11 protein-coding genes are annotated in these 13,577 nt (G+C 69.4%); 2 read left to right on the top strand and 9 right to left on the bottom strand.

Annotated features, from left to right (window positions below):
• Positions 1-172: 172 nt before the first annotated feature.
• From ABDW31_RS15335 to ABDW31_RS15325, 3 genes are all read right to left on the bottom strand, one after another.
• The gene (locus tag ABDW31_RS15335) at positions 173-1,552 is read right to left on the bottom strand and encodes a histidine-type phosphatase (RefSeq protein WP_184719548.1); all 1,380 of its coding nucleotides are present in this window, start codon (positions 1,550-1,552) and stop codon (positions 173-175) included.
• 111 nt (positions 1,553-1,663) lie between these two features.
• A complete protein-coding gene (locus ABDW31_RS15330) occupies positions 1,664-2,986 on the bottom strand; it encodes a DUF5690 family protein (protein WP_184719550.1) in 1,323 nt (440 codons plus the stop codon).
• Positions 2,987-3,092: 106 nt separating this feature from the next.
• Positions 3,093-3,812 carry a UTRA domain-containing protein gene (locus ABDW31_RS15325; RefSeq protein WP_184719552.1) on the bottom strand — a complete coding sequence of 240 codons (720 nt, stop codon included), beginning with the start codon at positions 3,810-3,812 and terminating at the stop codon, positions 3,093-3,095.
• Positions 3,813-3,992: 180 nt separating this feature from the next.
• Here ABDW31_RS15325 and ABDW31_RS15320 point away from each other — a divergent pair, with 180 nt between their 5' ends.
• Together ABDW31_RS15320 and ABDW31_RS15315 are read left to right on the top strand one after the other, a co-directional pair.
• Positions 3,993-6,116 carry a phospholipase C, phosphocholine-specific gene (locus tag ABDW31_RS15320; protein WP_184719554.1) on the top strand — a complete coding sequence of 708 codons (2,124 nt, stop codon included), beginning with the start codon at positions 3,993-3,995 and terminating at the stop codon, positions 6,114-6,116.
• Between the two features lie 20 nt (positions 6,117-6,136).
• Entirely contained in the window at positions 6,137-6,712 is a 576-nt protein-coding gene (locus tag ABDW31_RS15315) for an HD domain-containing protein (RefSeq protein WP_184719556.1), read from the top strand.
• Here the strand turns inward: ABDW31_RS15315 and phnX are convergent.
• Genes phnX through ABDW31_RS15285 form a run of 6 tightly spaced genes read right to left on the bottom strand, consistent with a single transcriptional unit; the run spans position 6,709 to position 13,561 of the window.
• Positions 6,709-7,509 carry a phosphonoacetaldehyde hydrolase gene (gene phnX, locus ABDW31_RS15310; RefSeq protein ID WP_184719558.1) on the bottom strand — a complete coding sequence of 267 codons (801 nt, stop codon included), beginning with the start codon at positions 7,507-7,509 and terminating at the stop codon, positions 6,709-6,711. The two genes, ABDW31_RS15315 and phnX, sit on opposite strands and share 4 nt — an antisense overlap.
• Positions 7,506-8,627, bottom strand: a complete 1,122-nt coding sequence (locus ABDW31_RS15305; protein WP_184719560.1) for a TIGR03364 family FAD-dependent oxidoreductase — start codon at positions 8,625-8,627, stop codon at positions 7,506-7,508. Before ABDW31_RS15305 ends, phnX begins: the two co-directional genes overlap by 4 nt.
• A gap of 4 nt (positions 8,628-8,631) precedes the next feature.
• Positions 8,632-10,413 carry a sulfotransferase gene (locus tag ABDW31_RS15300; RefSeq protein ID WP_184719562.1) on the bottom strand — a complete coding sequence of 594 codons (1,782 nt, stop codon included), beginning with the start codon at positions 10,411-10,413 and terminating at the stop codon, positions 8,632-8,634.
• Positions 10,414-10,416: 3 nt separating this feature from the next.
• Positions 10,417-12,318, bottom strand: coding sequence for a sulfotransferase (locus ABDW31_RS15295; protein WP_184719564.1), 1,902 nt, complete (start codon positions 12,316-12,318; stop codon positions 10,417-10,419).
• The gene (locus ABDW31_RS15290) at positions 12,315-12,926 is read right to left on the bottom strand and encodes an aspartyl/asparaginyl beta-hydroxylase domain-containing protein (protein ID WP_184719566.1); all 612 of its coding nucleotides are present in this window, start codon (positions 12,924-12,926) and stop codon (positions 12,315-12,317) included. The genes ABDW31_RS15295 and ABDW31_RS15290 overlap by 4 nt, the downstream gene beginning before the upstream one ends.
• Positions 12,923-13,561 (bottom strand): sulfotransferase family 2 domain-containing protein, encoded by a 639-nt coding sequence (locus ABDW31_RS15285; protein WP_184719568.1) that lies wholly within the window; start codon positions 13,559-13,561, stop codon positions 12,923-12,925. Before ABDW31_RS15285 ends, ABDW31_RS15290 begins: the two co-directional genes overlap by 4 nt.
• Positions 13,562-13,577: the final 16 nt, after the last annotated feature.

Raw genomic sequence — 13,577 nt, 5'->3', positions numbered from 1 at the left:
TGGCTCCGCGCCCGCCCGTCGCCCGACTGCCAAGGCCCTGAAACCCTGACGTGACAGGAGGTCCCCTCCCCGTCATCCTGCCCAGGCCCTTCGTCGCACTTCAGTTAGAACCCACAAAGAAACGCCAGGCGGATTGCGCCCGCCTGGCGCTCTTTTCAGCGCTATCGCGTTCTCAGCGACCCGGCCGCGCGAAGCACCGCTTCAATTCGTCGACCGTGTAGAACAGGCTCCCCGACGCCACCGGACGGCAGTCGGCTTTGAACGGCGTCTCGGCCTCGTTGTAGAACATCCGCACCAGGTACCGATCGCCGTTGCGATAAAGGTCCCACTGGACGTTCGCCGCCATCGGGCTGACCCGCGCGCCGCGCCACGGATTGTTCTGATAGGTGTACAGCGTGTTCGCGGCGGCTTGCTGAGTGCTGCCGGGCAGCTGCATCAGCGCCGCCAGCGGAATGATTTCCTCGGCATGGGCGAAGCGGAACACCGCTCCAGGCCCCCTTCCGGCGATCCGGGCGTCGATGCGGGCGAAGACGTCGTCCAGCAGGACCCCGGCCATGCGGTAGGTCACGTCGCGGCCCGCGAACCCCGGCCCCTTGGCGTAGAAGTCCTCGGCGTCGGTCAGATAAGCCAGCCAGTCGCCATCCTCCGCCGGAATGAAGCGCTCAGGACGCCAGTCGGCGGCGTCGTTCATCGCCGGACCGATCAGCAGAAGATTGTAGATCGCCAGGGCCGCCTCGACCTCGTTGGCCACCACGGCGTCGCCGTCTTCCTTGTCGACGAAGCGCAGCTCGCCGCCCGCCAGCTGGTCGACGAACGCCTTGCTGAACAGGCCTTCCAGCATGTGTCGCGCGAGGATCTTGGTGCGCGGCAGATCATGGATCTGCTTCATCGCCGCCAGCAGCTGCGGATCGTTTTCCTCATAGGCCTGGTAGTCGGCATTGGCCGCCGAGGCATGGAAATAGAGCTGGTCGGCGTCGACGCGCGGCGCATCGATCAGCGGCTTCAGGCTGGGATCGGCCGCGACCAGGCCTTCGGCGAAGTTCAGGCCGCTGTCGGTCGCCCGGGTCTTGCCCGACGACAGGATCTCGATCCGTTCGGATCGCGCCTTGATCTGCAGGAACAGCGCCGGCAGGCGCTTGTGCAGCCGCGCGGCGGTTTCCTGGTGCTCACGCACGCCGCGCGCGGTCAGGTTGCCGTAACCCAGAGCCTCATTGGCGGCCATGATCGCCTGGGCGTGCGGCCCCAGCTGCTGGCCCAGCGGGGTCAAGGCGCCCTGCTCTTTCGCCGCCGTCCAGATCTGCAGCGTCAGGTCATCGTACTTGCGGCTGGAGAGCCCGCGCGAACCATGGCGGGCGACGTGCTGGGTGAAGACCGGCGTGAAACCCTTCGGCGGACGCTGATAGGTCGCCATGTCCTGGGCCGGGGCATACGGCGTCTTGCTGGTGTAGTTCGACTTGGCGGCGGCCAAGGCCGGCTGCGCGACGCTGAAGACGATCGCCACGGCCAGGAACGCCCTGCCGGATCTGGAACGGCAAGCTTGCGGGCTGGGCATCGGCTTCGACTCCTGTGACGCCGGAAGGGCGACGCGCGAGTGCCGGGCTTTAGGGGCGTTAGACGAAGGATTTGCAACAGCGCGGTGGAAAACCCGCCCTGCCCTTCCTGCTCAGGCCAGGGCGTCCTGGACCTCGGCCGAGCCGGCGACGCGCGCCTCCCGCGTGCGGCGGCGGCGCAGGAAATAGACGCCCGACAGCAGCGCGCAGGCCGCGCCGACGATGCTGGTGGCGTAGGCGCTGGCGACGAAGAAGTTCAGCCAGTCCAGGCTGACCATGGCGAAGTTGCGCCAGACCAGCAGCGCCACGCTGCCCAGATAGCCCGAGGCGTCGGCGACATAGATCAGGAAGCCCGCTGTCCCGACCCGGCCGCTGAAGGCGATCATCCGGTCGAACAGCATAGCGTTGTAGGGCGTGTAGGCCATGTAGAGCCCTGCCCCGGTCAGGATCATCCAACTGAGCGGCCCCACCAGATGGGCCTGGAACGCCAGGGTCGACAGGCCCAGCATCGCGAAGCCCGCCAGGATGACGCCGTGCATGACCAGCAGGGCCCGCAGGTTGTCGCGCACCATCATCACCGCGCCCATCACCGCGAGAGACAGCACCGCGACCGGCAGTTCGCTGGCGGTGAAGACGTCCGACGCCTCGCCAAAGCCCAGGGCCGCCCAGATCTCGGCGGCGAAGTTGTCCCGGAAGTCGCGCAGGGCCGTCAGCAGAATGTACGAAAGAACCAGCAGCACGATCCCCGGCGCATAGGCGGCCAGGAAGGCGCGGCGCTGAGCGGCGTCCATCGGCTCGCGACGCACCCGGGCGGCCTCGTCGGCGGCGCTGGGCGGCGGCATCTGCATCAACGCCCAGACCGAGACGGCCAGCAACGGCATGAAGATCGCCCCGGTCGCGGCCGGCATCCAGAACGGCGAGACGTTCAGGTCGACCATCAGCCACTTGCCCACCGACTTCACCACGCCCGACGACAGGATGAAGCTGGCGCACAGGATCGCGCCCAGCACTTCGGAGGTGCGGCGGCCTTCCATGAAGCCGAACACCAGGCCCCAAATCATGCCCAGCGGCAGGCCGTTCAGGAACAGGGCCGCGATGTTCCAGGGCGCGGGCGTGACCGCGAAGGCCAGCAGCGCCAGCCACGAGACGCCAATCAGGCCCAGGATCGCCGCCCCGCGGTGACGCGGCGCGACCTCGGAGATCACCTTGACCCCGATCAGCTTGGAAATGGCGTAGCCGGCCACCTGGGCCAGCACGAGCGCGATCTTGTAATCGACGGCGAAGCTCCAGCCTTCGACCTCTCCGAAGGTCGCCGCGGCGAACGGCTTGCGGAAGGCGTACATCGAGAAATAGGCGCAGAAGCCCGCCAGGCCCGCGAACAGGGTGAAGACCAGCGGATTGGCCCGCTCCAGCCAGTGTCGAGGACCTGCAGCCATGGGAAACGCCTCTTCTTGAGGCGTTTTGGACTATACCAAACGCATGGCGTTTCGATGACGGCCGCGACAGAGCCTCAAAGCCGTCCGCCTACAGACGGAAATGACCTTAGCGAACACGGATGTCGACGCTGACTTTCAGGGAGTCATGGCGCCAGTACTCGCGGTCGAACTCGACCACCCTGCCCTGCGCGTTGTAGCAGGTTCGCTCGACGCTCAGCCCTGGCAGGCCCGACTTGATCCGCAGGTCCTCGGCCTCCTGCCCCAGCAGCGCGCAGGGCCGCATGTCGACCTTGTTGCGAGCCACGCTGATGCCGTAGTCGGTTTTCAGGACGCTGGTCAGCGAGCCGTCCAGGTCGTGATCGATCAGACCCGGCGCCAAGGAGGCGTCAACGACGATGCTCTCGATCAGCACCGCCCGGTCGTCGATCGAGCGCCGACGGCGGATCCAGTACAGCGGCGCGCCGATCGGACGCGAAAAGATCTGCGCCATCATGGCGTCGCAGACGATCTCGGTCTTGCTCAAGGTCTCGGTCGCCGGCCGACGGCCCTGCGCCTCGACATAGGACATGAAGCCTTCCCAGCGGGTCGGGTCGTAGACGACCGGCGGCGGCGAGACGTACCAGCCGCTGCGGTCCTTGCGGTAGATGACCCCCTCGACCTCCAGCTGGAACAGCGCCTCGCGGACCGTGCCGCGCGCCACCCCGCCCCCGACCTGCAGTTGGCGCTCGGACGGCAGGCGCTCGCCCGGCTTGAGGTCGCCATTGGCGATGCTGGCGGCGATGTCGTCACGCACGCTCAGATACTGGAGACTGTCGGGTTGCTGCATGGGGGACCTGGCCAGCGGTCGAATCCCGCCTTCGCGCGAGGATGGGAGGGCGTTTTCTCAGGGTCAAGGAACTGATCAGGCCCGGGGCGGGGCCACCTCATCCCGGCCAAGCCGTCACGAAAGTTTCGCCGAACCGCTCGCCGTTCTGGTCTATACCAAACAACTGGACCGGAGGTGACCATGACGACCGACCGCCGCGCATTCCTGCGCTCCGCCGCCCTGGCCGGCGCGGCTGTCGGCCTGCTGCCATCCACCGTGACGCGGGCCATGGCCATTCCCGCGCGCCACCGCACCGGCACGATCATGGACGTCGAGCACGTCGTGATCTTCATGCAGGAAAACCGGGCGTTCGATCACTATTTCGGCGCGCTGAACGGGGTGCGCGGCCTGGGCGATCCGCGTCCGCAGCGCCTGCCCGGCGGCGGCTCGGTGTGGCGCCAGCCCAGCCAGGAACACCCCGACGGCTTCGTCATGCCGTTCCACGGCGACGCCTCGGCCACCAACGCCTACACCGTCGACGGCTCGGACCAGGGCCACCAGGCGGCGATCACCATCGTCAACGGCGGCCGCTACGACCAGTGGGGTCAGACCGGCGAGCTGCACAAGCGGATGGTCTACTACAAGGCCAGCGACCTGCCGTTCTACCACGCCCTGGCCAGCGCCTTCACGGTCTGCGACGCCTACCACTGCTCGACCCTGACCCAGACCTATCCCAACCGCCTGCACCTGTGGACGGGCTGCAACGGCGGCGGCAGGGTCGGCGGCGACCCGGAGATGAGCAACTACGGCGAGGACGAAACGCCCAGCGCCGACATGGCCGACGACAAGGTCATGGCCAACGGCCCGCATGACTGGACGACCTACGCCGAGCGCCTGCAGGACGCCGGGATCAGCTGGAAGGTCTACCAGGAGCACGACAACTACGGCGACAACATCCTGTCGGTGTTCAAGACCTTCCGCCCTTGCGACAAGGACTCGCCGCTGTACCAGCGCGGCCGCTCGTGGGTGTCGGAGCACAAGACCGGCGCCGACCGCACCCGGGCCGATGGCCAGCAGCTGGTCGAGGCCTTCCGCGCCGACGTCGCCGCCGACCGCCTGCCGCAGGTGTCGTGGATCGTCACCGCCGAGGACCTGTCCGAACACCCCTCGGCCGAACCGTCGAAGGGCGAGCATGTCTGCGCCGAGCTGATCAAGGCGCTGGTCGACCATCCTGAGGTGTTCGCCAAGACCGTCTTCATCGTCAACTATGACGAGGCGGGCGGCTTCTACGACCACATGCAGCCGCCGATGCCGCCCCTGACGCCGCAGCAGGGCTGGAGCTCGGTGCCTGTGACCGGAGAGATCAAGGACTACGGCCAGGGCGGCGAGCACGCCAACAAGGGCGCCCATCCGCTAGGCCTGGGCATCCGGGTGCCGGCGATCATCGTCTCGCCCTGGAGCCGCGGCGGCTTCGTGTGCTCGGAAGTGTTCGACCACACCTCGACGCTGAAGTTCCTGGAGAAGCGCTTCGGCGTACGCGAGGAGAACATCAGCGACTGGCGCCGCGCGGTTTGCGGCGACCTGACCTCGGCCTTCGATTTCGCCACGCCCAATCGGGATTGGTCGGCCCTGACCCTGCCGGCCACCGCCGACTACATGCAGCGCGTCGCCCGCTCCAAGGCCGCGCCCAGCTTGCGGATCCCGGCCAGCCAGGCCCCGTCCGCCCAGGAGGGCCCGCAGCGGGGTGCACGCCCCCTGCCCTACGCCCTGTCGGCCGACGCCCGCGTCAAGGACGGCGCGCTGTGGATCGACCTGGTCAACGCCGGCCGCGCGGGCGCGGTGTTCCAGGTGTTCGACAACACCGACCGCGACGGTCCGTGGCGCTTCACCCTGGGGGCCGGCGAGAAGTACGCCGCCGGGCATTGGAACAAGGCGGGCCTCTCCGCCTACGACCTGACGGTGCAGGGTCCCAACGGCTTCCATCGCCGCTTCGCCGGCGACGTCTCCAAGGTCCAGCCGCTGGTCACGGTCGCCGCCGACGCCCGCTCGCGCCTGGTGGTCAGCCTGGCCAGCCGTCGCACCGGCCTGGTGACGGCCCAAATGGATGGCGCCTATCCCCTGACCGAGGGCGAGGCGCGTCAGGTCTTCACGCTGAAGTCCCGGGGCGTTGTCCGTTCGATCTGGGACCTGTCCGGCAGCGACCACTGGTACGACCTGACCCTGACCCTGGCCGACGATCCGTCGTTCACCCAGCGCCTGGCCGGACACGTGGAAACCGGCCGCGCCAGCCGCACCGATCCCGGCATCGGGCGCATGCGTCTCTAGCTTTCAACTCAGGATATTCGATGACTTCCCGCACCGCGGCCGATGCTTTCGTGGCCGAACTCGCCGACATCTACGCCCGCCTGGGCAGCCTCCACTACGGCGAGAACGTCTCCCAGCTGGAACACGCCATACAGACGGCCCACCACGCCAAGCAGGACGGCGCGCCGCCCTCGCTGGTCGCCGCCGCCTTGCTGCACGACGTCGGCCATCTGATGCAGAAGACCGGCGAAGACGCCGCCGATCGCGGCATCGACACCCGCCACGAGCACATCAGCGCCGGCTACCTGGCGCGCGCCTTCGGCCCCGAAGTCACCGAACCGATCCGCCTGCACGTGGCGGCCAAGCGCTATCGCGTGGCGGTGGATCCGGCCTATCTCGAGCGCCTCAGCCCCGCCTCGGTGCAGAGCCTGGCCCTGCAAGGCGGCCCGATGAGCCCCGACGAGATCGAAACCTTCCTGGCCGAGCCCTGGCTGGAAGACGCCCTGCGCCTGCGGGCCTTCGACGAGGCCGGCAAGGCTCCGGACGCCGAGGTGGCCGGCTTCGAGGCCTATCACGACCTGATGGGCCAGCTGATCACCGGCGCCGGCCGGCTCTAGCCAGGGCGCTCGCCGCGCTCGATCTGCGTTTCGATCTCGGCCAGCACCGGGCCGAGATCGGCGACGCTCTCGACCACATAGTGTGCCCCGGCCGCGCGCAGGGCCTGGGCGGCGGTCTCGATCCGCGCAGCGCGCTCGGCGGCCGGCAGGGCGTCCAGCGCCTCCAGCGACAGGCCCACGCCATTGCCGGACGCCGACAGGCCGACAGTCCAGCCCCCGACCTCCAGCCCCTCGCTGATGCCGACCACGGCGTCGTCGACCTTGACGCAGGCGCGGGCCGGCCAGGCGCCCAGTTCGACCAGGGCCTTCCACATCATCAGCGGCGACGGACGCCCCTGGGCGGTTTCGCCAGCGCAGACCACGGCGTCGGGCGCATAGCCCTGCTCAGCCGCCAGCGGCAGGATGTCGGCCATCATCGGCCGGGTGTAGCCGGTGGTGGAGCCGATCTTCACGCGCTGCGCCCGCAGGTCGGCAGCCAGGGCGGCCGCACCGGGGATCAGCGCCGCGCAGTCGCGGGCCGCAGCGCGCATCCTGGGCTCGACGGCGTCGTGCAGGCGGTCGACATCCGCCTCGGTCGGAGTTCTGTCCCACAGGGCCGCGATGCGCGGCATGGTCAGCAGGGCCCGCACGTGGTCGCGCTTGGCCTTGCCCATGTCGGCCCGAGCCTCGGCTTCGGTGATCTCGACGCCCGCCTCGGCGAACGCCGCGCGCAAGGCGACGACCGGCGCACGACAGCCGAAGTCGATCATGGTGCCGGCCCAGTCGAAGACGACGGCCTGGATAGGGCTCTGGGTCATGCGACGGCTCCATAGAGATCAGTGAGCACTTCTTCGGCCAGGCCGAAGGCGGTCGAGGCGCCGGTGCCGCCGGTGACCACGACCAGGCGCACGCCCGGCAGCGGCGTCTCAACCAGGCTGTGGCCAGGGGCCGAGGCGTAGGTGCCGGTCCAGCGCTCGACCACCGGCGGCGGGGCCTGGCCGAAGACCTGGGCGAACTCGTCCAGGATCAGGGCGTCGACATCCTCGCGGCTAAACGGATCGGGCGTGGCGGCGTAGTGGTGACTGTCGCCGACCACCAGCGAGCCGTCGGCGCTCTGGGCGACGATCAGGTGGACGCCATGGGTCAGGTGCTGGGCCTGTTCGATCTCCAATCGCGCCCGCACGGCGGCGGCCTGCGGCAGGTCGGCATAGCCCTCGTAGCGGACCAGCCCCAGATCCGACATCACCGGCGCCGGGATGCGCCAGCCCGGATCGGCCAACCGCAGCATCTGCAGCTTGCAACGGGTCACGCCCCCCTTGGCGAAGCTGCCGGGGAACAGGGTGATCAGGTCATCGCCCGGACAGACGATGATCGCGTCGGCCTGGATGGCGCCGGCCGAGGTCTCCAGCCGTCCGGTCTCGACGCTGCGCACGGCCGCGCCGCGCAGGAAGGTGACGCCATGGGCCGCCTCCAGCCAGGCGGCCAGCCTCGGGATGGCGGTGCGGGATTCCACGCGCAGGTCGGCCGTGCTGGTCAGAGCGCCCAGCACGTCGCCGCGCGCTGGCAGCCGGTCGTCGAGGTCGCGGGCGTCGCGCCAGGCGCAGCCGTCGGCCATTTCGGTTTCCAGGAAAGCCTCCAGCACCGCCCGGGCCTCGGGACGACGCGCGACCATGGTCAGGCCGCGTTGCAGCACCTCGATCCCGGCCGGGCCCGCGACCTCGGCCCATACCTCCGCCGAGCGCCGGGCGCGCCGCCAGACCGCGCCGCGCTCCTGGCCGGTGACGGTGACGAAGCCGAAATTGCGCACCGAGGCGCCGTTGGCCTGGGCGTCACGATCGACGACGACGACGCGAAGGCCGCGCCGCGCGGCGGCCAAGGCGTGGGCCAGGCCGACAATGCCGGCGCCGACGATGGCGAGATCGAAAGAACGGTCCATGGGGTCAGCCTAGCGCACGCAGGCGCTGCCAGCAGGCCTCGAGGCCCGGCAGCGCGCGAAGAATGGCGTCCTCGTGCCGGCGCCACTTGTCCGGGGCGGGCGCGGTGTGGGTATGGCGCGACAGCGGCAGCTGGCCGGCGGTCCGCGCCTGAAGCGCCTCGTCGAACGCCACGTCGGCGAAGGCGCACAGCCGGCGGGTCACGCCTTCCGGATCGGCCAGGAACTCGTGATAGGCCACGCTGGTCCAGTCCTCGGCCGGGAGCTGCTGCAGGTCCTCCAGCGCGGTCTGGTTGGCGCTGCGCCATTGCCAGGCGGCCACGGCCTCCAGCGGCGCGCCCGCCAGGGCCTGCCAGCCCGAAGGCAGCAGCAGCGACCACGGCCCGTCCCAGCCCGGCAGGCCGCGATAGGTCACCCAGCCGCCCGCCTGCCAGGCGTCGATGATACTGCCCAAGTTCTCGCGCGGGTCGCGCCACAGGAAGATGAACCGCGCATTGGGGAACACCGCCTTCAGGAACGGGATGCGCAGGGCGTTCTTGGGCGTCTTCTCCAGCAGCGGCGCGCCCTCGGTCGGCGCCCTGCCCTGCGGCCCTTCCAGCCTGTCGGCCACGACCTGCCGGATCGCGACGGCCAGCCCCGCCGTGGCGTCGACGGCGGTCAGCCGGTTGGAGTCCACGCCCGGCGCGCCGGGCCTCAGCGCCGCATGATCCTCGACCAGCCAGTGGGCCTCGCCGCCCAGACTGTTGAAGCCCGGCGTGGCGGCCAGGGTTTCGAACAATAGCGTGCTGCCCGATCGCGGCGCGGCGATGATGAACACCGGACGGTCCAGCGGCCCCTTGGCCTTCGGCGCATCGTCGACGACCAGATGCTGCAGCACCCGCTTTTCCAGCACGTGCAGGGCGCTGGCGTCATTGGCCCGCATGACCAGGCCCTCGGCCAGCGGGCCGGCGATCTGGTGCGCCGTCCGCCCCAGCCTCAAGAAGTCATCGCGCCCTCGCCCGTCCACCCCATGCAGGGCGCACAGCTGCCGCCAGTCGAACGTGAAGCTCTCCAGCACCTTATCCAGCCGCGCGGCGCGGCTGCGGGCCTCGGGCGTGTCGACGGCCGGCATCAGGTCCGCCCGCAGATCGTCGACCAGCCACTGCACCTCGGCGGCGGGCATGATCGGCGAGCGCTGATCGTCCTCGGTCAGCAGGTCCGGCTGCTCACTCGGCTCCCAGCCCACCATCGGCCACTGCTCGCGCGGCGGCTGCGGTCCGCAGGCCATCCGCCAGAACGCGGCCGTGCCGGTGGTGTCGGCCACCAGGTGGATGCGGTCGGCGTCGGCGCGGTTCTCGACATGGTGCCGACGCCAGTTGTCGAAGATCCAGGCCTCGCCTGCGGCCATGTGCACGCTCTCGCCATCGCAATGGAAGCGCACCGAGGCTTGCGTGAAGACCGGAATGTGCAGACGCACCCGCGTGTGCCAGTGGTAGTTGATGTCGGCGTGCTCGGGCACATCGGCGCCCGGCGCCAGGCGCATCAGCCGCGATCGGCTCCAGACCACGCCGAAACTGGCCAGCACCTGCTGCAGATACGGCATGGCCTGCAGCCAGCGGGTGGGAAGCATCTGACCGTGGACGCTATCCGTCTCGCCGCCGCCCGCGCTGATCAGCCGCGCGGCGCTGTTGCCGGTCACCTGGTCGGGATGGGCCACCCAGGCTTCGTGCGGCAAGGCGGCGACCTCGGCCTGCAGGCGGGCGATGTCGAACAGCACGGGCAGCTGGAAGAACGGGCGCGACAGTCGCATCAGTCAGTCCCTGTAGCGGGTCACAGCGTCGCCTAGCGCCGCGCGCAGCGGCTCCAGCTGCGCTGCGTAGTGTGTCCATTGCGTCAGCCCCTCGCGGCCCAGCGGCCGGCGCACCTGCTCGGAGCTGGGGGTGCGCACGCTGCGCTGGGTCTCGTGGAAGCTGAGACAGGCCGGATCGAACCGCAGACGGCAATGCGCAAGAAGCCGCCCCACCCCGCCTTCCAGGTCCTCGATCACGTCCTCGTAGTGGACCCGCAGAACCCGCTCGGGCAGCACCCTCTCCCAGTGCGCCATCAGGTCCAGATAGGTGCGGTAGTAACGAGCGATGTCACCCTCGCCATAGGCGAATTCCTGATTGGTCGTGCCGAACAGCTGCTTGAGGTTGGAGAAGCCGCAAGCCATCGGCTCGCGCCGCACGTCGATGATCGTGGCGCGCGGCAGGATCAGGTGGATCAGGCCGATGTGCCAGAAGTTGTTGGGCATCTTGTCGATGAAGAACGGGCGGCCCATCCGGCGATGGACCCTCGTCTCGGCCAGAAAACGCTCGCCCAGGGCCCGGGCCTCCGCCGCCGTCAGGCGCAGCAGGGCCTCCGGCTCCAGCGGCAGGCCGCAGTCGGGATCGCGGCCGCACAGCTCGACGGCGTAGCGACCGATCTCGGTCAGCTCCTGGGTGCCCTCGACATTGGCGTGCGAGGCCAGGATCTGCTCGAACAGGGTTGAGCCCGAGCGTGGCAGGCCCAGGATGAAGATCGGGTCGGGATCGCCCGCGCCCCAGCCCGCGCGCTGAGCAAACACCTCGGCTGTGAAGACCGACTTCAGCCGCTCGGCGCAGGCCTCGGCGACCTCGGGACGCCAGCGGCCCAGGTTGCGCCGCACCGCATTGCCGCGCGAATACTGGGTCCACGAAGCCTCATAGTCGCCCAGATCCTCCAGCGCCTTGCCCAGGGCGAAGGCCAGGTAGACGCGGTCCATGGGCTGCAGGTCCGGAAGGTCCTGGGAGGCGCGCAGACGGGTCAGGTCGTCGTCGGTGAAACGATAGGTCTTCAGATTGGCCAGGCTGAACCAGGCCACGCCATTGTCCGGCCGCGCAGCCAGCGAGGCGCGGTAGTCGGCGATGGCCTCGGCCTGTCGACCGACGATCTTCAGCGCGTTGGCCCGCCACAGGCGCAGGTCGGCGACTTCCTCGCCCGACTGCTGCTGATGGGCCAGCAGGGTCTCGTAGAGATCGATGACCGGTTCGTGGTCGCCCAGGGCGACACAGGCCGCGCCATATTGCTTGAGGTAGTCGCGGTTGCCGGGCGCGTGCTGCAACAGCAACTCGGCCTGCCGGCGGGCCTGCACGGGCTTTTGCCGCTGCAGCAACATCATGCCGTAGTCGAAGCGGGCGGCGTGGTAGTCCGGCGCCCGGTCCAGCACGGCTTCCAGCAAGGCCTCAGCCTCGTCCAGCGCACCCTGCTCCCCCCGGATCCGGGCCAGTAGCCGCAGAGCGCCGACATTGCCATCCTCCTCGTCCAGATAGTCCCGAACGATGTCCTCGGCCGGCTCCAGGTCGCCGTCGGCCAACAGGCTGCTGGCCACCACGATCTGCGGCGGCAGCGCCTGCAGCGTCGCCAGATGCCGGGCGGCGGCGTCCGCCTGGGCGACGTCCCCCAGCATCCGATAGAGCTGCGCCAGCATGTCCCAGCTGGCCGGCAGCGTCGGGTTCAGCCGTACGGCCTCGTGCAGCGCCGCCAGGGCCGCGGGACCATCGCCCAGCAGGATGTGACAATGGCCGCGCTCCTGGTGCAGGCGGCTGAAGCGCGGATGGTCCAGCTCCAGCTGCGCCAGCACGGCCAGGGCGTCGGTCGGGCGCTGGGCGGCGCGCAGATCCTGCGCCTGCCGCAATGAGGCTTCGCGGTCGCTCATCGCGCGGCCGCCAGGAACGGCGCCAGCCACATGGGGTCGGGCTGGTCGGCGTCGTAATATTCGAAGATCAGGTGGATGCGGTCGGTCTGGCCGTCATTGCGCACCCAGTGCGGACCCAGATTGTCGACCTCGACCGCCTCGCCGACCGAGAAGCTGCGCTCCTCGCCGCCGAAGAACGACACCACGCCGGGATTGGTGGTCAGCGGCACATGGATCTTGTGCGGCCACTTGGCGGCCGGATTGGCGTCGATGTGGGGATGGATCACCCCGCCCGGCGGCATTCGCGCCAGCATGACGCGCGGAAAGACGCCGCGCGCATAGCCGTAGTCGCGCACGGCGGCGTCCAGCACTGGGGTCAGCAGGTCGCGCCACGCCGGCCAGGCCGGGCGATCGTGCGAGCCACGCCAATCACGGGGGCTGTCGATAAATCGGAAGACGATATGGCGCGTCGCGCCCAAGGCCTCGAAGCGATTGGGCTTGCTGGCGTTCTCCGCCGCCCAGACGGCCTCGGGCGTGGCCAGCACTGCAGCGCGCAGGGCCTCGATGTCGACGGCGCCCAGCGGGCGCACGCTCGTCGTCTTCCTGGGATTGGCCGCGGGGGCGCTCATGTCTGGCCTTCGAAGGTGTAGCCGAACAGCTCCAGGTCCTGGGCGTAGCGCCTGGCGACGCCATCGATCAGGGCCTGGTCGTAGTACCGACGATAGTCGGCGTGCTGGCTGCCGTTGACGCGATCCAGGGGGCGCGGCGCGATGCCGATCCTCTGGCAGATCGCGTCATACGAGGCTTGCATGTCTTCCACGCGACCGACCGCGTCGGCCAGCACGGTCACGCCGTCATCGTCGACCAGCAGCGAGGCCTGGGACTGGAACAGGATGTGCTGTTCGGGCGGCTCGACGAACAGGAAGTGGTGCATCGCCTCGCGCGGCTGGCGCTCGAAGACGTCGCCGCCGCGCAGCATAAAGGCGCAGTACGAGACGAAGCGGTCGAACGGATTGCGCACGAAGGCGAACTTGAAATAGGCGGCGAAGGCGTCTTCGCCGAGATGCGGTCGCACCTGACGCAGAGCCAGGTGGCCATGGCGGATCGCCGCCAAGTCTTCCCAGGGGAAGCGCTTGTTGACGAACAGTCCCACCTGCTCGACGTCGTGCGCGCTCAGATGCTCGCGCAGGGCCTGGCGCACCGAATGGGTGCCGGTCTTGGGCACCGCGGCGAAGATGAAGCGGTGGTCGTGGGAAACGATCATGAGGATCCAGGCGCTC

The organism is Caulobacter sp. (assembly GCF_039596335.1).
In the GTDB taxonomy this organism is placed as follows: domain Bacteria; phylum Pseudomonadota; class Alphaproteobacteria; order Caulobacterales; family Caulobacteraceae; genus Caulobacter.
The sequence above is the reverse complement of the archived record's forward strand: the minus strand, read 5'-3'. Positions and strand labels throughout refer to the sequence as shown.

Excerpts from the sequence above, each read along its gene's own strand:
- ABDW31_RS15315 (WP_184719556.1), top strand. The coding sequence starts at position 6,137 with ATGACTTCCCGCACCGCGGCCGATGCTTTCGTGGCCGAACTCGCCGAC.
- phnX (WP_184719558.1), bottom strand. The coding sequence starts at position 7,509 with ATGACCCAGAGCCCTATCCAGGCCGTCGTCTTCGACTGGGCCGGCACC.
- ABDW31_RS15305 (WP_184719560.1), bottom strand. The coding sequence starts at position 8,627 with ATGGACCGTTCTTTCGATCTCGCCATCGTCGGCGCCGGCATTGTCGGC.
- ABDW31_RS15285 (WP_184719568.1), bottom strand. The coding sequence starts at position 13,561 with ATGATCGTTTCCCACGACCACCGCTTCATCTTCGCCGCGGTGCCCAAG.
- ABDW31_RS15290 (WP_184719566.1), bottom strand. The coding sequence starts at position 12,926 with ATGAGCGCCCCCGCGGCCAATCCCAGGAAGACGACGAGCGTGCGCCCG.
- ABDW31_RS15320 (WP_184719554.1), top strand. The coding sequence starts at position 3,993 with ATGACGACCGACCGCCGCGCATTCCTGCGCTCCGCCGCCCTGGCCGGC.
- ABDW31_RS15295 (WP_184719564.1), bottom strand. The coding sequence starts at position 12,318 with ATGAGCGACCGCGAAGCCTCATTGCGGCAGGCGCAGGATCTGCGCGCC.
- ABDW31_RS15300 (WP_184719562.1), bottom strand. The coding sequence starts at position 10,413 with ATGCGACTGTCGCGCCCGTTCTTCCAGCTGCCCGTGCTGTTCGACATC.
- ABDW31_RS15335 (WP_184719548.1), bottom strand. The coding sequence starts at position 1,552 with ATGCCCAGCCCGCAAGCTTGCCGTTCCAGATCCGGCAGGGCGTTCCTG.
- ABDW31_RS15330 (WP_184719550.1), bottom strand. The coding sequence starts at position 2,986 with ATGGCTGCAGGTCCTCGACACTGGCTGGAGCGGGCCAATCCGCTGGTC.
- ABDW31_RS15325 (WP_184719552.1), bottom strand. The coding sequence starts at position 3,812 with ATGCAGCAACCCGACAGTCTCCAGTATCTGAGCGTGCGTGACGACATC.